An 18970-nucleotide genomic window follows, 5' to 3' on the forward strand; every position below is an offset into this window, starting at 1 on the left:
AACCTGCCCATGAACACACCTTTCGCCATCCCGGAAAACCCTCACTCCGCGTGCCAGCCGCCGTCTGCGAAAGACTTCCTGGTTGATCGCACCTTCCGTGCGCTGGCACGCATCGGTGTGGTGCTGGTGCTGGCGCTGGTCTTCGCGCTGGTCTACGAAGTAGGGCGCAAGGCACTGCCCGGCATCGAGAAGCACGGCTTCGATGTGTTGTTCGGCAGTGTCTGGGACGTCAACCAAGGCAAGTACGGTATTCTGCCGGCGATCTGGGGCACCCTTTACAGCGCCCTGATCGCCCTGTTGATCGCCGGTTTCTTCGGCGTCAGCATGGCCATTTTCCTCACCCAGGACTTCCTGCCGGCCAAGCTGGCAGCAGTGTTCCGCACCATTGTCGAGCTGCTTGCTGCGATCCCCAGCGTGGTTTACGGCCTGTGGGGGATCTACGTGGTGATCCCGGCCATCCGCCCGCTGACCACCTGGCTGAACAGCGAGCTGGGCTGGATTCCCTTTTTCGGTACGTCCCTGAGCGGGCCCGGGCTGCTGCCTGCCGCGCTGGTACTGGCCATCATGATTCTGCCGACCATTGCCGCCGTTTCGCAGGATGCGCTGACCAGCGTGCCGATGAAAACCAAGCAGGCGGCCTATGGCCTGGGCGCCACCCACTGGGAGGCGATCCTCAAGGTGATGGTGCCGTCCGCGGCCACCGGCATCTTCGGTTCGCTGGTGCTCGGCCTGGGCCGGGCACTGGGCGAAACCATGGCACTGGCCATGCTGGTCGGCAATGCCAACAACATATCCGTGTCCTTGTTCGCCCCGGCCAACACCCTGGCCGCGCTGCTGGCGCTGAACTTCCCGGAGGCTGGGCCGAACGAGGTCGAAGTACTGATGTACGCCGCCCTGGTACTGATGTTCATCACCCTGCTGGTGAACGTACTCGGCTCGATGATCATGCTCTACGCCCAGCGGGGTAACAAATGATGACCGACCTGACCACCCCGACCAAGGCTTTGCCCAGCCTGCAGCGCAAGCTGGAAGGCCGCTCCCTGCGCAGCCTGGTGCTGACCACGCTGGCCTGGTGTGCGGCACTGGTGGCCAGCGTGCCGCTGGTGTCCGTGCTGTACATGCTGATCACCCGTGGTGGCGCACGCCTCAACCTCGAGGTGTTCACCGAGCTGCCGCCCACCGGTTTCGAGATGGGCGGGGGCTTTGGCAACGCCATGGTCGGCACCTTCGTCATGGTCGGCATTGCCGCTGCCATCGCTGTGCCGGTGGGTATTCTGGCCGCCGTGTTCCTGGCTGAACTCGGCCCGGACAGCAAGCTGGCCAACGCTGCGCGCTTCGCCGCCCGGATGCTCACCGGCCTGCCATCGATCCTGGCCGGGGTATTCGCCTACGCCCTGGTGGTGATGACCACCGGTACCTACTCGGCGCCCGCAGGCGGCGTGGCCCTGGCGGTACTGATGCTGCCCATCGTCGTGCTGACCGCGGAAGAGTCGATGAAGATGGTGCCCAAGATCATGAAGGATGCCGCCTATGGCATGGGCTGCACCCGGGCCCAGGTGATCTGGAAAATCGTCCTGCCTACCGGCCTGCCGGCCATCCTCACCGGGGTCATGCTGGCCGTGGCACGTGCCGCTGGCGAAACGGCGCCGCTGTTGTTCACCGCCCTGTTCAGCAACTACTGGATCCTGCATGACGGCGACCTGGCCGTCATGAACCCTACGGCCTCGCTGGCCGTGCTGATCTACAACTTCTCCGGCATGCCATTCGACAACCAGCTCGAGCTCGCCTGGGCAGCCTCGCTGGTACTGGTGATGATCGTGCTGGTAATCAACATTCTGAGCCGAGTATTCGGCAAGCCCAAGTATTGAAAGGGAGCACCCGATCTTGAACGTCTCCACTGCGCAAAAAGCCGCTCCCGTGGTCAGCGAAGCACCCATCGTCATGGACTGCAAGCTGGACAAGATCTTCTACGGCAACTTCATGGCCGTGCGCGACAGCCACGTACCGATCCGCAAGAACCAGATCACTGGCTTCATCGGCCCGTCAGGCTGCGGCAAGAGTACCGTGCTGCGCAGCCTCAACCGCATGAACGACCTGGTCAAGGGCTTCCGCTTCGAAGGCCACGTGCATTTCCTCGGCCAGGATGTCTATGGCAAGGGGGTCGACCCGGTCGTGGTGCGCCGCTATATCGGCATGGTGTTCCAGCAGCCCAACCCGTTCTCGATGAGCATCTTCGACAACGTCGCCTTCGGCTTGCGCCTGAACCGCTACAAGGGTGACATCGGCGACCGCGTCAAGCATGCACTGCAGGGTGCCGCGCTGTGGGACGAAGTCAAGGACAAGCTCAAGGTCAGCGGCCTGTCGCTGTCCGGTGGCCAGCAGCAACGCCTGTGCATCGCCCGCGCCATCGCCACCGAGCCGGAAGTGCTGCTGCTGGACGAGCCGTGTTCGGCGCTCGATCCCATCGCCACCCGCCGGGTGGAAGAACTGATGGTCGAATTGAAGAAGGACTACACCATCGCGCTGGTTACCCACAACATGCAGCAGGCGATTCGCGTGGCTGATGAAACCGCGTTCTTCTCGGTCGACATCTCCCAGGGCACCCGCACCGGCTACCTGGTGGAAATGGGCCCGACCACGCAGATCTTCCAGCACCCGCGCGAGCAACTGACCGCTGACTACATCAGCGGCAAGTTCAGCTGAACCTTGGCCGCATCATTTTCCGTTGAAGTGTTACTCGGGATTTCCAATGCCAGCCACGCGTCGTCTTGATCTGTCAGCGGTAGAGCGCGCACTGCGTGAGGTGCAGGGCCGTTTTGCCGAACTCAGCGAACACTTCACCGAGCCGCGCGATCCGTTCACCGACGAGGTGCTGCTGAATGTGGTTGAAGGCTATGCCCTGATTGACGAGTATGTCGCACGCGGTATCGACCTTTTCGACCTGCAGCAGCTGAACCTGATGCTGGAGATCAATGCCACTGTGCTGTGTGGCAGCGATTCTGCCCGGCGCCGGGAGTTCGCCGCGCATCTTGCCGCGACCGAGGCGCGCTTCTTCAACAACGTCGAAGGCGGTATCAAGGATCTGTACAACTGGTATTGGGCGTACCGCAGTGATTCGATCTGGAAGCGCGCCGCCGGTGTCTACGTGCGCATCCTCAGCAAGCCGCAGCTGTTCATCGAAGGCAACAACCGCACCGGGTCGCTGCTCGTCAGCTACCTGCTGATGCGCGCCGGGCTGCCACCCTTCGTGCTGTCGCTGGACAACGCCGAGGGCTACTTCAACCCGTCATCGGTCATCCGCAATTCCGCCAAACATGGTGTCAAGGCCTTGTACGAACTACCCAAGATCAAGAAGAAGTACGCCGCGTTCCTTGAAGCGAAGGCGCCTGAACCGGGCCAGTTTTTCCTGGGCGGCATGCCTGTGCCAGCCTGCAAGAGGTGCCGCTGATGCACGGGTCTTCACTGCTGCAGCGTGGCTGGCAGGCCGTCGAGCGCCGATTCAACCGGCCAAAGGTGCGCATTTCGTTCGACATCGACGACACGCTCGCCTGCCAGCCGGACCACGCCGCTGCCGAGCACAGCAGGCTGCCGGCATTTGTCCATCGCTGGTTGGGCGAACCCCTGCGCAGTGGCACGCGCGCGTTGATCCGCGACCTGCGCCGCCAGGGCTGCAGCATCTGGATCTATACCTCGTCGGGGCGCACACCGTCCTACATCCGCCGCTGGCTGATGCTTTACGGCATCCGTGTCGACGGGGTGGTCAACAGCGACCGGCACCAGCATGTCCTGGCCATGAACGGGCTTGGCCATGCACCGTCGAAATTGCCCTCGGCGTTCGACATCGATCTGCATGTGGATGATTCCGAGGGGGTGCGGCTGGAAGGCGTCGACCACGGTTTCCGTGTGCTGGTGGTGTGCCCGAAAGATGAACACTGGGTGCAGAAGGTCAAGGATGCCGCGGTCGATGTTCAGGCCCAGCTGGCCTGGCAGCAACCGCACCGCTATGAAGTGCCGGTGCGGCTACGTTCACAAGCACTGGCGTCCTGAAGCCAAGCGATTGCGCGTCCATGGCTAATGGCCAGATCAAGGGCTCTGCGGTTTCTGCGCGGGCGGGCTTTTGTATTGGTACCTGCCTGCCATTAATACCTAAACCCTAAGTCTTGCCTCCCGGCCCAATCCGGTAGCGGGCCCGAATGCTCAGGCCCCACACGCCGACCCAAAGCACCCGCCAGCCCGCTCCAAAGCAGCGTTTCTGGCCCTTTGTCCGGTTCTGATAATCGCCTCCGACATCCCGTCCCCGTTTCGGAGCGCGCCATGTACAACAATAAGAATCTGTCCCCCCGTTTGCTGGCGGCTGTCACCGTCAGCCTGTCGAGCCTTTGCCTGAGCAGTATCGCCGAGGCCGAGATCATGCTGTACGACAAGGACCAGACGACGTTTTCCACCGACGGCTATATCAATGCCTTCTATGTCAACAGCGATGTCGACCGCGAGGGGGAGCAGTTCGACCGCCGCCAGTCGCGGGTGAAGATGGGGTTCCTGCCCAACTACCTGGGCTTCAACATGGGCAAGCAGGTGGACGACCTCAAGCTCGGCGCGCGCGCCTCGTTCTGGGTGACCATCAACGACAGCGAAACCAACGGCACCGACACCGCCATCGACGTACGCCAGTTCTACGGTACCGTGGCCAACCCGGAATGGGGCGAGGTCCTGATCGGCAAGGATTTCGGCCTGTTCGCCCGCTCCAACATCCTGCTCGACGAACTGCTGGCCGGCTATGGCCAGGTCAGTGACACACTGGGCCTGGTGGACGGCGGCGGGGTATCGTTCGGCAACATCGGCAGCGGCTACCCATACCCGTTCCCCACCTCGCAGATCACCTACCGCACCCCGGTGATGGACGGCCTGCGCGTCGCGGTAGGCATCATGGACCCGGTGGACACCAACGACAGCAGCCCGACCGGCAAGGCCTACCAGGAAAACCCGCGCACCGAAAGCGAGATCACCTACCAGTTCGACCTGGGCGGGGCGCAGATCTACAGCTGGGTCAACGGTAGCTACCAGACCTCCGACAACACCGACCCGGCAGTGCAGTCGGTTACTTCCAAAGGTGTCGGCTACGGCGTGCAGGCGAAGATGGGCGGGCTGTCGCTGACCGGTTCGGGGTTCCAGGCCAAGGGCATCAACCCGTTCTTCACCAACAACGCTGGCGAACCGACCCTGCGCAATGTCGACAGTGACGGCTACCTGCTGCAGGGCTCGTACAAGTTCGGCAAGAACCGTGTGGCGCTGTCCTATGGCAAGACCAAGGACGATGGCAACGGTGCGGTCGACAGTGGTGCGGATTACGAAACTCGTGGAGTGGCGCTGTTCCATGACATCAATGACAACCTCAAGCTGGTTGCCGAGTACAACCAGTTCTCCATCGAGGGTCATGAAACCAGTGCGCAGGACGAAGACACCGATACCTTTGCGGTTGGGGCGGTGCTCACCTGGTAGGTCCTCGGCCTCGACTCAAGATTGCTGGGGCTGCTGTGCAGCCCTTTCGCGGCGCAAGGCCGCTCCCACAGTTACCGCGCAGGGTTCGTGAAATTGGCCTTGCGCGGTCGATGTGGGAGCGGCCTTGCGCCGCGAAAGGGCCGCGCAGCGGCCCCGGCAATCGTCAGGGAGCGCTATTACAACCATGGAACCGCCCACCTGCTACCCAAGTAGCATTCGTCGCCAATGGTCGCCTTCGTACACTCTTTGCTCAGCCAACCCGCGCCGGAGACCAGGATGCAGCAGGCTCACAACGACGGTGTGGTCAGTGCCATGTCCCAGGCAACCGACGCCCGGCTGGCAGCCCAGGAGCTGGCAGTGCAGTTGCTGCACCCGCATCTGGGCTTCGTGCTGTTCTTCTGTTCCGCCGAATACGACCTGCAGGTGCTGGGCGAGGCCCTGGAGCAGGGGTTTGGCGGAATCCGCCTGGTCGGTTGTACCAGCGCCGGCGAAATCACCCCGCTGGGCTATGGCCGCAACTGCATCACGGCGGTCGGGTTCGACCATCGGCATTTTTCCATCGCCACCGGGCTGATCGACGAGATGGAGCACTTCAGCCTGATCGATGCCCAGCAAATGGTCGAGCGCCTGGTCGGTACCTGCCGCAGCAATACCCTGGCGCCGATCAAGGGCCACAGCTTTGCCCTGACCCTGCTCGACGGCCTGTCCAGCCGTGAAGAGATGGTGCTCGCCGCACTCAGCGCCGCCCTCGGGGATATTCCGCATTTTGGCGGTTCGGCCGGCGACGACAACTACCTGACCCGCACCCACGTGTATTTCGGCGGCGCGTTCCATAATGGCGCGGCGGTGGTGGTGCTGGTCAATACCTGGCTCGACTTCGAGGTGTTCACCACCCACCACATCCTGCCGCGGCAGGAAAAGCTGGTGGTCACGGGCGCCGACAGTGCCTTGCGCCGGGTCTATGAACTGAATGCCGAGCCGGCAGCCGAGGAGTACGCCCGGCACATCGGCGTGCCGGTGGCCGAGCTCGATCATCAGGTATTCGCCGCCCACCCGTTGGCCGTGCGCATCCATGACCAGTACTACGTGCGCGCGATCCAGCAAGTTCACCCGGACCAGAGCCTGAGCTTCTACTGCGCGGTGGAGAACGGCATCGTCCTCACCGCCATGACGCCCGGCCCGCTGTTGCCCAATCTGCACCAGCTGTTCGACGGCCTGCAGCAGCGTCTTGGCCCGCTGTTGCTGAGCATCGGTTGCGATTGCTTCCTGCGGCGGCTGGAACTGGAAGGCCAGCACGGCCTGGAGCCGATCGGCGCATTCCTGCGCGAGCAGCGGGTGATCGGCTTCAACACCTACGGAGAACAGTTCAATGGCATGCACATCAACCAGACCTTCACCGGCGTCGCCATTGCCCGCAACCGGCCTCCCGTCAATCGCTGACCTGCAGGCCGAGGTCGCCCGGCTGCAGCATGAAAACCACAAGCTGCAACGTATCAACGGCGCCCTGATCGAACGTGTCGAGTCCGGCGTAACCCGCGGCAACGACCCCTACGCCGCGTTCCAGCACTCGGTGGTGCTGGCCGAGCAGGTGCGCGAGCGCACCGATGCCCTGAACCAGGCGATGGCCGAGCTCAAGGCGGTCAACCGCCTGCTCAGCGAGGCGCGGCAGCGGGCCGAGACTGCCCACCAGCACCAGATCCGCCTGATCACCGATAATGTCCCGGCGCTGATCGCCTACCTCAACGCCGAGCTGGTCTACGAATTCACCAACAAGGTCTACGAAGAATGGTACTGCTGGCCACCCGGCGTGATGCTCGGCCTGAGCCTGCGCGAGGCCCACAGCGAACAGCATTACCAGCGCCTGGAAGCTTATGTGGTACGCGCGCTGGCAGGCGAGAGCGTCACGTTCGAGTTCGCTGAAACCAACAGCAGCGGGCAGGAACGCTACATGCTGCGTTCCTACGTGCCGAACCGCCTGGCCAGTGGCGAAGTGGCCGGTATCTTCGTGCTGATCCGCGACATCACCGAGCGGCGCAATACGGCGCAGGCGCTGCACCAGGCCTATCAGCACCTCGAGCAAAGGGTCCGTGAGCGCACGGCCGAACTGACCAGCCTCAATGAACAATTGCTGCGGGAGATCGAGGAGCGCAGCCGCGCCGAAGCGCGCCTGCGCGAGGCCAAGCGCGAGGCCGAACAGGCCAACCTGTCGAAGACCAAGTTCCTCGCGGCGGTCAGCCATGACCTGCTGCAACCGTTGAACGCAGCGCGGCTGTTCACCAGTGCGCTGCTCGAAAGCCGCGAGCCGCAGCACAGCACGCAGCTGGTACGCAATGTCAGCAACTCGCTGGAGGATGTGGAGAACCTGCTGGGCACCCTGGTGGATATTTCCAAGCTGGACGCCGGGGTGATCAAGGCCGACGTCGCACCCTTCGCCCTTGGCGAACTGATGGACAACCTGGCCGCCGAGTATGCCCAGGTGGCCCGCAGCGAAGGGCTGGCGCTGCATTTCGTGAGCTGTTCGGCCGTGGTGCGCAGTGATATTCAGTTGTTGGCGCGGATCCTGCGCAACCTGCTCAGCAACGCCATTCGCTATACCCCGCGTGGGCGCGTGGTGCTGGGCTGCCGGCGTCTGCGAGGTGGCCTGCGCATCGAAGTATGGGACAGCGGCATCGGCATCGCCGAAGAGCACCTGGAGGAAATGTTCCAGGAATTTCGCCGCGGCGATGTGCAGCGCCCGCAGCAGGACCGTGGCCTGGGCCTGGGCCTGGCGATCGTGGAGAAGATCGCCGGTATCCTTGGCCACCGCATTCGGGTGCGTTCCTGGCTTGGCAAAGGCTCGGTGTTCGCGGTGGAGGTGCCTGTGACCACTACCGCGCCCAAGGCCCAGCCGAGCCTGGCGATCAGCGAACCGATGCTGGAACGCCTGCGCGGGGCACGGGTCTGGGTGCTGGATAACGATGCCGCCATCTGCGCCGGTATGCGCACCTTGCTGGAGGGCTGGGGGTGCCAGGTGGTGACTGCATTGTCGGAAGAAGACCTGGCCCGCCAGGTGGACAACTACCACGCCGATGCCGACCTGCTGATTGCCGACTACCACCTCGACAACGACTGCAATGGTGTCGATGCGGTGGCGCGGATCAACGCCCGCCGTACCCAGCCGCTACCGGCGTTGATGATCACCGCCAACTACAGCAACGAGCTCAAGCAACAGATCCGCGAGTTGGGCCACACCCTGATGCACAAGCCGGTGCGGCCGATGAAGCTGAAAACGGCGATGAGCCACCTGCTTTCCAGCAGCCAGCCATCGCTTGGCGCATAGCCGGTTCAGCGGCGCAGGTAATCGCCGAAGTCGATATCGCCGGCGCTGAGGATTGCCTGCACCCGGTTGTGCACGTTGAGTTTGCGCAGGATCGCCGAAACGTGGGCCTTGACCGTGGTTTCGGCGATGTCCAGGGTGTAGGCGATCTGTTTGTTCGACTCGCCCTTGGTCATGCGCTCGAGCACCAGCAATTGCTTGCGGGTCAGCGCCTGGAGCATTTCCGGCGGGAAGCTCGGGGTATCGTTCAGGCGCCGGCTGGTGCTGCTTTTCTGGGCACGGATGATATCGGGCGGCAGGTAGACATTGCCGTTGAGGATCTGCTCGATCGCGTCGATCATCTGCGAACGTGGCGAGGACTTGGTGATGAACCCCACCGCCCCGTAGGTGATGGCCTGCAGCACGATCTGCTTTTCCTGCTCGGCCGAGACGATCACCACCGGTGTGGTGGGGGCCTCGTTGCGCAGGGTGATCAGGCCGTTGAGGCCGTGCATGCCAGGCATGTTCAGGTCGAGCAGGATCAGGTCGAGGTCGTCGTGTTCGCGGGTCAGCGCCAGGGCACTGTCGAGGTCGGCAGTTTCCGTGACTTCGCAGCCCTGGAACCCGTCGCTGATGACATTGTGGATGGCCTCGCGAAACAGCGGGTGATCGTCGGCAATCAGAATTTTGTACATGGCCTTTTCACCTCGTTTTTATGGGATGGAGCGGGGCACGCATGCGGCAAGTGAATTCAGGGGAAGGGTTCCGGTTGCGCGGGGGCGACCGGCAGATCGGCCTGCTGCCAGGCGTCCAGGCCGTCGCGATACCAGTACAGGTGGTTATAGCCCAAGGCTTTTGCGCGTTTTACCGCGTTCCAGCTCAACCAGCAATCCGAGCGGCAGTAAAACACCAGTGGCTGCTGCCGGCGCCCGGCGGTGGCGTCTTGCAGGTGGCGCGCGAAGTAGCCTTGCCAGGCCGGGCTCAGCTCGCCGTCACCGGTGTTGGCCAACCAGCGGCTGCCGGGGATATTGCTGTGCGGTTCGTCCTCGATGAAGCGGCCTTGCAGCCATTGGCGCCGATAGACATCGATCAGCACTGGGGCGGGGGTCTGCTTCAGCAGGCCTTGCAGCGTGGCGGTGTCGATGACCTTTGCGCCGTCCACCTGTTGCGGTGTCGGGCTGCGGTAGACGCCGGTGCGATAACCGTCGGCGGAAAACAACGGCTCCGTGCCGGCCTGGGCGATGCCCAGCGACAGACTCAGCGAAAAGGCCACCAGCAAGGGGCGCGGCAGCCGGGGCAGGGCACGGGGCATGGGGGTCATCCTTTTTGTTATAGGCCCATTACATGCCAGCGGCGGTGCATTGTGAATGCGACGATCAGACAGCAAAGGCAGTACTAAAGTAGTAGAAAGCCGGGTGCCTCTGGCCTGATCCTGCCCAATATCCGAATGCGTGCGCGATTCCCTGTGGGAGCGGGTTTACCCGCGAACACCGGCCAAGCCGGTGCCATGCAGCGCGTCGCCTTCTTCGCGGGTAAACCCGCTCCCATACGGACGCTGTTCATTCAACGGGGCCGGCGAAGGGGCCCGCAGGGGGACAGCTGCCAATCAGCGCGGCTTGCGCAATGCCGCGTGCTGGGGGTTGAAGGTGAGGATCGCCAGCAGGGCGAACAGCGCGGTCAGGCCCAGGCACACCGCCATCGCCAGCGGGTTCAGGCGCTCGTACAAGGCAAAGCGCACCAGTTCCACCGCATGGGTGAACGGGTTGACCGCACACAGCCAGTACAGCCACTGGCTGGCCTCCTGCATCTTCCACAGCGGGTACAGCGCCGAAGACAGGAAGAACAGTGGGAAAATCACGAAATTCATCACCCCGGCAAAGTTCTCCAGTTGACGGATCGCGTTCGACAGCAACAACCCCAGGGCGCTGAGCATCAATGCCACCAGCAATAGTGCCGGTAGCGCCAGCAGCAAGCCTGCGGCCGGTGGCTGCACGCCGTACAGCCAGGCAATGGCCAGGAAGGCGTACACCTGCAGCAGGGAGATCAGCGAGGTCGCCAACAGTTTGCTGGCAAGCAGGAACGGCCGTGGCAACGGGCTGGTCAGCAGCACCCGCATGCTGCCCATCTCGCGGTCATATACCATCGACAGCGAACCTTGCATGCCGTTGAACAGCAGGATCATGCAGGCCAGACCGGGGATGATGTACACCTCGTAGGGGATATAGGTGTCGTAGGGCTCGATGATGGCGATGCCCAGGGCCGCGCGAAACCCGGCGGCGAACACCAGCAGCCACAGCAGCGGGCGCACCAGGGCGCTGAGAAAGCGCGTACGCTGCAGGACGAAACGCAGGCATTCGCGCAGCAGAATGCCGTTGAAGCATTGCCAGTAGGCGTTCATAGGGCATTGGCTCCTGAAGGTGCGCTGGTCAGGCGGGCGAAGGCGTGGTCGAGGTCGCCGCCGTGCTCCTGGCTCAGGGCCGCGGCCGTGCCACAGGCCACCAGGCGCCCCTGATGCAGGATCAGCAGGTCGTCGCTGGGTTGGACTTCGTCCAGCAGGTGGGTGGTCCACAGCACGCTGAGGCGTTGTTCGCGACACAGCAGCCGCAGGTGCTGGTTGAGCGCCAGGCGGCTGGCCGGGTCGAGGCCGGCGCTGGCTTCATCGAGCAACAGCAGGCGCGGTTCGTGCAGCAGCGCGCGGGCAATCTCGACCCGGCGTCGATGGCCGATGTTCAATGCCCGGACTGGCTCGCGCCGGCGCTCATCGAGGCCCTGGCGGGCCAGTTCGGCTTCCACCCGCAGGTTGGCCTGGCGCCGCGACAGGCCATGCAGCGAGGCGTGGTAGCGCAGGTTCTGTTCGACGCTGAGGTCCAGGTCCAGGGTGCTTTGCTGGAACACCACGCCCAACTGGCGCAAGGCCGGACGCGCGGCGTTGCGCAGGGAACAGCCACACACGTGGATGTCACCCTGCTGCAGGTCGTAAAGCCGCGTAAGCAGCGCTGTCAGGGTCGACTTGCCGGCCCCGTTGGGACCCAGCAGCGCGGCGAAGCGCCCGGGCGCCAGGCTGAACGTGACCTGCCTGAGCGCCTGGCGCTGGCCATAGGCAAAGCTCAGGTCACTCACTTCCAGCGTGTTCATGGCGTCACCACCACACCCCAGGGGTAGCGGCCGACCTTCACCGACTTGAGCACCTTGAGGTTCTTCGCATCGATTACCGATACGTCACCGCTGACGCCGTTGGTGGCCAGCAACTGGCTCTGATCCGGGGTGAATGCCAGCTGCCATACCCGCCGCCCCACCAGCAAGTAGTCAAGCACCTCGAAGGTTCTGGCATCGACCACCGCCACATGGTTGGCGGGGCCCAGCGCGACAAAGGCGTACTTGCCATCGGCGCTGAGCTTGATCCCAACCGGCTGCACTTTGTCCGGGTGCACGCCCTTGATCTGGAAGTTGAGGATTTTCAGCACCTGGCGCGTGGCCACGTCGAGGATGGTCACAGTGCCGCCGATTTCCGCCGAGGCCCACAGCCGCGTGCCGTCCTGGCTGAATTCGACAAAGCGTGGCCGTTGGTCGACCGGGGTGCTTTCGGCCAGGGTCTGGGTGCTGGTGTCGATCCAGTGCAGCATGTTGGTGGTTTCGCTGGTATTGACCGCCCACTTGCCATCCGGGCTCACCGCCATGCCTTCAGGCTCGATGCCGACATCGATCTGGCCGAGCACCTTGTCGGTCTGGGTGTCGATCACGGTTACCAGTGCGTCGTCCTCGTTGGACACGTACAGCCAGCGGTCGTTGGGGTGCAGGGCGAACTGCTCGGGGTCCTTGCCGGAGGGCAGCTCCTTGATGATCTTGCGCGTGGCCACGTCCATCACCTGGACCCGGTCCGAGTCGCTGGCGCAGATGTACAGCAGCTTGTGGTCGTGGGACAGCAGCAGGCCGCGCGGGCGCTGGCCTACCGGCAGGGTCTCGGTGACTTGCAGGGTGTGCAGGTCGATCAGGCTGAGGCTGTTGTCCTTCTCGTTCGAGACCCAGGCGGTGGCGGCCATGGCCTGGCCGCTGGCGAGCGCCAGGGCGCCCGAGAGCAGGCTGGGGCAAAGCAGGGCCCGGTGGAACAGGCGGCGAGGCATGGCGAAATCCTTTTTTTGTTGTGGTTATCGGCTCAAGGGTAGCTACAGCTGACTTCGGGCTTGTCGTAGCCCAGGCTGTCCATTTCGTTGAACGGGTGCAGGAAACCTTCCTGCGGCGAAGTGCTGACCAGCGCCCGTGGCTGCACCAGCGGAATCGGCTGGCGCAGCTCACCGTTCCACGGGCGATAGCTGAGTTTGCGGCCCTTGAAGCCGTCCAGCGGCAGTTGTTCGCTGAGCAGCAACTGCTGCACGGTGCGCGGTTCGGCCTGGCGCAGTTTGCTGACTGCGCTGGCGACACTGCGCACGGCCATCCAGGCGGCGAAGTCGCGGTCGTTCATCCAGCGCCCGGCCTGGGCCTCGAAACGCTTTTGCAGCTGCGCCGCGCCGAAGGTTTCCACGGTCTTGTGCCAGCCGGTCGGGGTCAGGCCCTGGGTCCCGGCGACCGGGCGTGGGTACCAGGTCTGGTAGGGCAGGTATTCGCCGAAGTCGCCGCGCTCGTCGGCCACCAGCACCACATCGTACTCGGCAGTCTGCGTGAACAGCGGCATGTCGGCCTGGGCGCTGCGGCGCTGGTCGTTGTCGAAAGTCCAGGGTTTCTCGGCCACCAGCTGCAGGCCGAAGCGTTTCGCGGCACGCCGCAGGGCAGCGGCGTAGGCGCGGTCGTCATCGGTCTGGCCGACGATCAGCAGCGCCCGCTGCCATTTGCGCAACACCAGGAATTGCGCCAGGGCATCGGCCAGCATGGCGCGGCCGGGCAGGCTGTGCAGCACATTGCCCAGGCACTGGCTGCTGCGCAGGCTGTCGTCCGGGCTGCCGGCGTTGAACAGCAAGCTGTCAGGCAGTGCCGCAGACACGGCGCGCAAGCTGGCCGCGGGGGCATTGACCACGAACAGCCGCAGGCCTTGCTCACGCTGGGCCTTGGCGGCCTGCAGCAGGGCTGCGGGGCTGTCGACGCTGGCTTCGGTCAGTTGGAATTGCTGCTGCAGGAAGCGGCCGCTGCTGTTGCTGTCGACAATCGCCAGCCTGGCGCCTTGCAGCCCGGCGTCGCCGGGCTCGGGGATGACATTGGACAGCAGCGGGCCAGGGTCGGGGCGATAGCCCAGGTAACCGATGCGCACCTGCAAGGGCTCGCCAGCCTGGCCCGCGGCGGCGGAAGCCGGGGCCGCAGACAGGGTGGCGACGACGCCCAGCAGGCAGGTCAGGACAAGGTGGGCAGGCTGGCGCATAGAGCGACTCCACGGCAGATGGCGCCAGCATAGGAAGCCCACCACGCCGGGGAAATATGCAGAAAGTAGCGCCTGGCCGGTACCAAGGTAGTAATTCGCCACGCTGGCCCCGGTCTTACGATGGACCGCAATCTCGCCACACTGAGGAAAACCGCGCATGCGCCTGATTGACCTGTCGGCCCTGTGGCGGATCAACCTTTGCGTCACTGTGTTTTTCCTGCTGGTGATGCTGGCCTGTGCCGGGGTGCTGTTGCACCAGGCGGTGGCCGATGTCGAGCGCGAGTTGCAATCGGCCGAAGCGGTAGTGGCGTACCTTGGCGATACCGCCGAGCGCGACCCCGCGCGTCTGCAGCCACGGTTGACGCAAAGCCTGCGCCACGTGCGGGTGCACTGGCTGGCGGCGGATGAAGCGCTGCCGCTGCCGCAGGCGCGTGGCGTGGATGCCTGGCTTGGCCGCCACCTGCTCGGCGAGCGCCACCACGCTACCCGGTTGCTGCAGCTGAGTGATGGCCGCCGGGTAGCGATTGCCGTGGATGCGCGGGATGAGATCGACGAAGTCCGCGACTCGCTGCAACAGTTGGCGGGCCTGTGCGGCCTGGCGCTGTTGCTGAGCCTGCTGACCATCCGCTGGGCCGTGCGCCGCGGCATGGGTTTGCTGGATGAACTGCTGCAGGCCTTGCGCCAGGTCTCCGGCGGGCAGTTGAGCGCGCGCCTGCGCGAGGCTGGCCTGCCGGAGGCACGCCAGCTGGCCAGGCATTTCAACCACATGGCTGCATCGCTGGAACAGGCTCGGGCCGACAATGCCCAACTGACCCAGGCGCTGCTGGCCGTGCAGGAGCGCGAACGCACCCAGCTGGCGCAAACCCTGCACGACGACCTCGGCCAATACCTGGCGGGCATCCGTGCCCAGCTGTGCCTGCTGCGCATGGTGGCCGACCAGCCCACCGCGGTGGAGCAGACCACCCGCACCCTGGAACTCGATTGTCAGCGCCTGCAGGAGGGGTTTCGCGCCTTGGTGCATGACCTGTATCCGTTGGCGCTGCAACACATGCCGCTGGCGGAGGCTTTAGCCCTGCTGGTGAACCAATGGCAGGCCAGCCAAGGCATCGATTGTCGCCTGCGGGTCGGCGCGCGTCTGCCAGCACTGCCCGGGGCGAGCCGCACGCACCTGTATCGCTTGTTGCAGGAGGCGTTGACCAACGTCGCCCGCCACGCTGCGGCCAGCCAGGTGCGGGTGCGCCTGCAACGCAGCGCCAGGGGCTTGCGCCTGCTGGTTCGCGATAACGGGTGCGGCGCGCCGCAACCGCTGCGCCCCGGGGTCGGCCTGCACTCGATGGCTGAGCGCGCCCGCAGCCTGGGCGGTGAACTGCGCATCCTCAGCCGCCCGGGTGCCGGCTGGGCGCTGGCCTTGAACATCCCCATGGAGGTGCAATGAATATCGTGTTGGTTGATGACCACGCCGTGGTCCGCCAGGGTTATGCCAGCTTGCTGCGGGCGGTGCTGCCGACGGTGCAGGTGCGCGAGGCGGGCAGTGGCGAGGAGGCGCTGGCGCGGGTGCAGGAGCAGGTGCCCAACCTGGTGATCATGGACTTCGGCCTGCCCGGTATCAGCGGCCTGGAAACCACCCGGCGCCTGCGCCAGCGCTTGCCGCAACTGCGCGTGTTGTTCTTCAGCATGCACGATGAACTGCCGCTGGTACGCCAGGCGCTGGACGCGGGGGGCGCGGGTTACCTGACCAAGAATTCGGCGCCTGAAGTGCTGATCGAGGCGGTGCAGCGGGTGCTGGCCGGGCAGGCCTATATCGAGCAACCGCTGGCCACCCAGCTTGCCTGCACTGCGCATCAGGGGGCCAGCGACCCACGCTTGCAGAGCATGACCCAGCGTGAGCTGGAGATTTTCGTGATGTTGGCCAAGGGTACGCCGGTGCGGGTGATTGCCGAGCAGTTGTGCATCAGTGCCAAGACCGTGTCCAATCACCTGACCTTGCTCAAGAGCAAGCTGCAGGTCAGTTCACATGCCGAGCTGGTGCATTTGGGGATCGACTTGGGGGTGGTGCGGGTGGCGGGGTGAGGTTCGGCCTGGCAGATGCGGCGCCTGTGAGACCGAGCGCAGCTCGCGATGCGCCGCGCGGTCGGCGCTCGGTCTCCCAGGCGCTGAACCTGTCACGCCGGACCCTTCATCTGTCCCAGGTCTCGGGGCAGCCCTTGCATCCCTGCATGTTGGCATCCTGGAAATTCCCGTAATGCTGCCGCGCCCCACGCAGGTCGGCGCCCTCCAGGTTGCTCTGGCCGAACTTGGCCTCCTGCAGGTTGGCATCGCCCAGGTTCGCCCCCTGCAGATCAGCCTTGCTCAGCCAGGCCATCTCCAGATCCGCCGCCCGCAGGTTGGCCTGGTGCATCTTCGCCCCGGACAACCGGGCGAATTCCAGGTAGGCCGCACCCAGGTCGGCCTTGGCGAACTGCGCCCCTTGGGCGAACAAGCCCCAGCCCTGGATCGCCACCAGCTTGCTGTCGCTCAGGTCGGCCAGGCGCAGGTTGCTCTGCTGCAGGCTGGCACGGGTCAGGTTGGCGCCTTGCAGGCGGGCCTTTTCCAGGTTGGCCAGGTCCAGCCGGGCGTGGCGCAGGTCGGCACCGCGCAGGTCGGCGCCGGCCAGGTTCATCTTGCGCAAGTCCTGGTTGGCCAGGTTGACGCCACGCAGGTCGGCCCCCGGGCACTGGCTGGCTTCGGCGATCCGGCAGCCGTTGATGGTCAAGGGGGTATCGCTTTCAGCGTCGTCGGCGTTCATGGCCAAGGTAGGGGAAAGTACCAATAGCAACGCCAATGGCAGGTAGTTCATGGCAAAGGTCCCGGCAGGAAGGTGACGGTACGGGGAGGGGCGAAGGCCCGCTCCCCGCCGAGGGTCAACGTTGTGCGGTCTGCTTGTCCCAGCTGGGGATCTTGAACACCCAGAACGAGCCGCCCTGGGCCACTGGCTTGGTCAGCTCGGCCATGTCGCCGCCCCACAGTGGCACCGCGCCGCCGTAGCCCACAGTCACGCCGATGTACTGCTCGCCGTCCTGTTCCCAGGTAATTGGCGGCGAGACGATGCCGCTGCCGGTCTGGAACTTCCACAGCTCCTTGCCCGTCTTGGCGTCGAACGCCTTGAAGAAGCCGTCACCGGTGCCGGTGAACACCAGGTTGCCCTTGGTCGCCAGCACCCCGGCCCACAGTGGCAGCGGCTCCTTGTGTTCCCACACCAGCTTGCCGGTGCTCGGGTCCATGGCACGCAAGGTGCCGACGTGGTCGTCATACATGCGCTTGATGCGGAAGCCCATCCCCAGGTAGGCAGAGCCTTTCTTGTAGTTCACTTCCTCGGTCCAGTACTCCTCTTTCCACTGGTTGCCGGGGATGTAGAACAGCCCGGTATCCTGGCTGTAGGCCATGGGGTTCCAGTTCTTGCCGCCGAGGAACGGCGGCGAGACCTCCACCGGCTTGCCTTTGCTTTCCCCTGGCAGCGGCTTGGGCGGGCGCTGGCCGGGGTTTTCCACCGGGCGCCCGGTCTTCAGGTCGATATGGCTGGCCCAGGTGATGTTGTCGACGAAGGGGAAGGCGTTCTGCAGCTTGCCGTTGCTGCGGTCGACCACATAGAAGAAGCCGTTGCGGTCGGCATGGCCGGTGGCTTTGACCAGCTTGCCGTCCTTGTTCTTGTAATCGAACAGCACCAGCTCGTTGTTGCCGGAAAAGTCCCAGGCATCGTTAGGGGTGTGCTGGTAGAACCATTTCACCTCGCCGGTGCTCGGGTCGACGCCAACCTGGCCAGAGGTGTACAGGCTGTCGTAGTCGTGCGGGTTGCCGTCCTTCGAGGTGCGTGCCCAGGTGTTCCATGGGCCCGGGTTGCCAGCACCGACGATGATGGTGTTGCTCTCGGGGTCGAAACTGGCGCTTTGCCAAGGGGCGCCGCCGCCGTGGCTCCAGGCTTCGACCTTGCCGGTTTCGCTGGTCGGGTCATCCGGCCAGGACGGTGCCTTGACGTTGCCGGTGGGCGTGCTGTCCTTGCCGTTCAGGCGGCCCATATGGCCTTCCACGAACGGCCGCATCCACACTTCCTCGCCGGTGTCCGGGTCGCGGGCGAACAGCTGGCCGACCACGCCGAACTCGTCACCCGAGCTACCGTGGATCAGCAGCACCTTGCCGCTGTTCTTGTCCTTGATCAGTACCGGGGCGCCAGTCATGGTGTAGCCGGCGCTGTGGTCGCCGAACTTCTTGTTCCACACCACTTTGCCGGTGCGCTTGTCGAGGGCGATTACCCGCGCGTCGAGGGTGCCGAAGTAGATCTTGTCGCCATAGATCGCCGCGCCGCGGTTGACCACGTCGCAGCACGGGCGGATGTTCTCCGGCAGGCGGTGGTTGTAGGTCCACAGGCGCTTGCCGGTCCGCGCATCGAGGGCGAATACCCGCGAATAGGAGCCGGTGACGTAGACCACGCCGTCGCTGACGATGGCCTGGGATTCCTGGCCACGTTGCTTCTCGTCGCCGAAGGAGAAGGACCACGCCGGGGTCAGCTTGAACACGTTCTGGTCATTGACCTGGGCCAGCGGGCTCCAGCGCTGGGCATTGGTGCCCATGCCGTATTGCAGCACGTCCTGGGTGGTCCGGTGATCGTTGGCGATATCTTCCCAGGTCACGTTGTTGCTCGCAGGTGCCGCCGTGGCCACCGTGCCCAGGGCCAGGCTGCCGGCCAGCAGCACGGCCCGCAGGCTCAGGCTCAAAGGGGAAAGGGCAGGTAGCGTTGTTGTTGTCATGGTTGCAGTTCCCTGTGGAGTTTTGGCCTGCACAGGGTGAGCTGGGGC

The 18970-nt window shown here is 64.6% G+C and carries 18 protein-coding genes; 10 read left to right on the forward strand and 8 right to left on the reverse strand.

Annotated elements, in window-relative coordinates:
• Window positions 1–9: 9 nt before the first annotated feature.
• The 8 genes from pstC (at window position 10) to ACVWZT_RS19870 (ending at window position 8818) form a co-directional block, all read left to right on the forward strand.
• On the forward strand, window positions 10–975 hold the full coding sequence (gene pstC, locus ACVWZT_RS19835; protein ID WP_296233051.1) for a phosphate ABC transporter permease subunit PstC: 966 nt from the start codon (window positions 10–12) through the stop codon (window positions 973–975).
• Window positions 975–1868, forward strand: a complete 894-nt coding sequence (gene pstA, locus ACVWZT_RS19840; RefSeq protein ID WP_186676964.1) for a phosphate ABC transporter permease PstA — start codon at window positions 975–977, stop codon at window positions 1866–1868. The genes pstC and pstA overlap by 1 nt, the downstream gene beginning before the upstream one ends.
• A 73-nt stretch (window positions 1869–1941) precedes the next feature.
• Window positions 1942–2703: a phosphate ABC transporter ATP-binding protein PstB gene (pstB, locus tag ACVWZT_RS19845; protein ID WP_296233200.1), complete on the forward strand. Its 762-nt coding sequence runs from the start codon at window positions 1942–1944 to the stop codon at window positions 2701–2703.
• 46 nt (window positions 2704–2749) lie between these two features.
• On the forward strand, window positions 2750–3448 hold the full coding sequence (locus ACVWZT_RS19850) for a hypothetical protein (RefSeq protein WP_457470924.1): 699 nt from the start codon (window positions 2750–2752) through the stop codon (window positions 3446–3448).
• A complete protein-coding gene (locus tag ACVWZT_RS19855) occupies window positions 3448–4047 on the forward strand; it encodes a hypothetical protein (protein ID WP_296233048.1) in 600 nt (199 codons plus the stop codon). Before ACVWZT_RS19850 ends, ACVWZT_RS19855 begins: the two co-directional genes overlap by 1 nt.
• A gap of 267 nt (window positions 4048–4314) precedes the next feature.
• Complete coding sequence (locus ACVWZT_RS19860) at window positions 4315–5499, forward strand: porin (RefSeq protein ID WP_457470926.1); 1185 nt, start codon at window positions 4315–4317, stop codon at window positions 5497–5499.
• A gap of 276 nt (window positions 5500–5775) precedes the next feature.
• Window positions 5776–6939: a nitric oxide-sensing protein NosP gene (gene nosP / locus ACVWZT_RS19865; protein ID WP_457470928.1), complete on the forward strand. Its 1164-nt coding sequence runs from the start codon at window positions 5776–5778 to the stop codon at window positions 6937–6939.
• Entirely contained in the window at window positions 6908–8818 is a 1911-nt protein-coding gene (locus ACVWZT_RS19870) for a PAS domain-containing hybrid sensor histidine kinase/response regulator (RefSeq protein ID WP_457470930.1), read from the forward strand. The genes nosP and ACVWZT_RS19870 overlap by 32 nt, the downstream gene beginning before the upstream one ends.
• A gap of 5 nt (window positions 8819–8823) precedes the next feature.
• Here ACVWZT_RS19870 and ACVWZT_RS19875 read toward each other — a convergent pair whose 3' ends face one another.
• From ACVWZT_RS19875 to ACVWZT_RS19900, 6 genes are all read right to left on the reverse strand, one after another.
• Complete coding sequence (locus ACVWZT_RS19875) at window positions 8824–9489, reverse strand: response regulator (protein WP_457470931.1); 666 nt, start codon at window positions 9487–9489, stop codon at window positions 8824–8826.
• 56 nt (window positions 9490–9545) lie between these two features.
• Window positions 9546–10106, reverse strand: a complete 561-nt coding sequence (locus tag ACVWZT_RS19880) for a PQQ-dependent catabolism-associated CXXCW motif protein (RefSeq protein ID WP_457470933.1) — start codon at window positions 10104–10106, stop codon at window positions 9546–9548.
• A gap of 294 nt (window positions 10107–10400) precedes the next feature.
• On the reverse strand, window positions 10401–11192 hold the full coding sequence (locus tag ACVWZT_RS19885) for an ABC transporter permease (protein ID WP_457470935.1): 792 nt from the start codon (window positions 11190–11192) through the stop codon (window positions 10401–10403).
• Window positions 11189–11929, reverse strand: a complete 741-nt coding sequence (locus ACVWZT_RS19890) for an ABC transporter ATP-binding protein (RefSeq protein ID WP_296233037.1) — start codon at window positions 11927–11929, stop codon at window positions 11189–11191. Before ACVWZT_RS19890 ends, ACVWZT_RS19885 begins: the two co-directional genes overlap by 4 nt.
• Window positions 11926–12915 carry a YVTN family beta-propeller repeat protein gene (locus ACVWZT_RS19895; protein ID WP_457470936.1) on the reverse strand — a complete coding sequence of 330 codons (990 nt, stop codon included), beginning with the start codon at window positions 12913–12915 and terminating at the stop codon, window positions 11926–11928. Before ACVWZT_RS19895 ends, ACVWZT_RS19890 begins: the two co-directional genes overlap by 4 nt.
• Window positions 12916–12947: 32 nt before the next feature.
• Window positions 12948–14141 (reverse strand): ABC transporter substrate-binding protein, encoded by a 1194-nt coding sequence (locus ACVWZT_RS19900; RefSeq protein ID WP_457470938.1) that lies wholly within the window; start codon window positions 14139–14141, stop codon window positions 12948–12950.
• A 157-nt stretch (window positions 14142–14298) separates the two neighbouring features.
• Between ACVWZT_RS19900 and ACVWZT_RS19905 the strand changes: the two genes are divergently transcribed.
• Together ACVWZT_RS19905 and ACVWZT_RS19910 are read left to right on the forward strand one after the other, a co-directional pair.
• A complete protein-coding gene (locus ACVWZT_RS19905) occupies window positions 14299–15576 on the forward strand; it encodes a histidine kinase (protein ID WP_457470939.1) in 1278 nt (425 codons plus the stop codon).
• Complete coding sequence (locus ACVWZT_RS19910; protein WP_457470940.1) at window positions 15573–16211, forward strand: response regulator; 639 nt, start codon at window positions 15573–15575, stop codon at window positions 16209–16211. Before ACVWZT_RS19905 ends, ACVWZT_RS19910 begins: the two co-directional genes overlap by 4 nt.
• Before the next feature lie 106 nt (window positions 16212–16317).
• Here ACVWZT_RS19910 and ACVWZT_RS19915 read toward each other — a convergent pair whose 3' ends face one another.
• Window positions 16318–16977, reverse strand: coding sequence for a pentapeptide repeat-containing protein (locus ACVWZT_RS19915; RefSeq protein ID WP_457470942.1), 660 nt, complete (start codon window positions 16975–16977; stop codon window positions 16318–16320).
• A gap of 64 nt (window positions 16978–17041) precedes the next feature.
• A complete protein-coding gene (gene exaA / locus ACVWZT_RS19920; protein ID WP_457470943.1) occupies window positions 17042–18922 on the reverse strand; it encodes a quinoprotein ethanol dehydrogenase in 1881 nt (626 codons plus the stop codon).
• Window positions 18923–18970 lie beyond the last annotated feature (48 nt).

Source organism: Pseudomonas sp. TE21394, assembly GCF_054057835.1.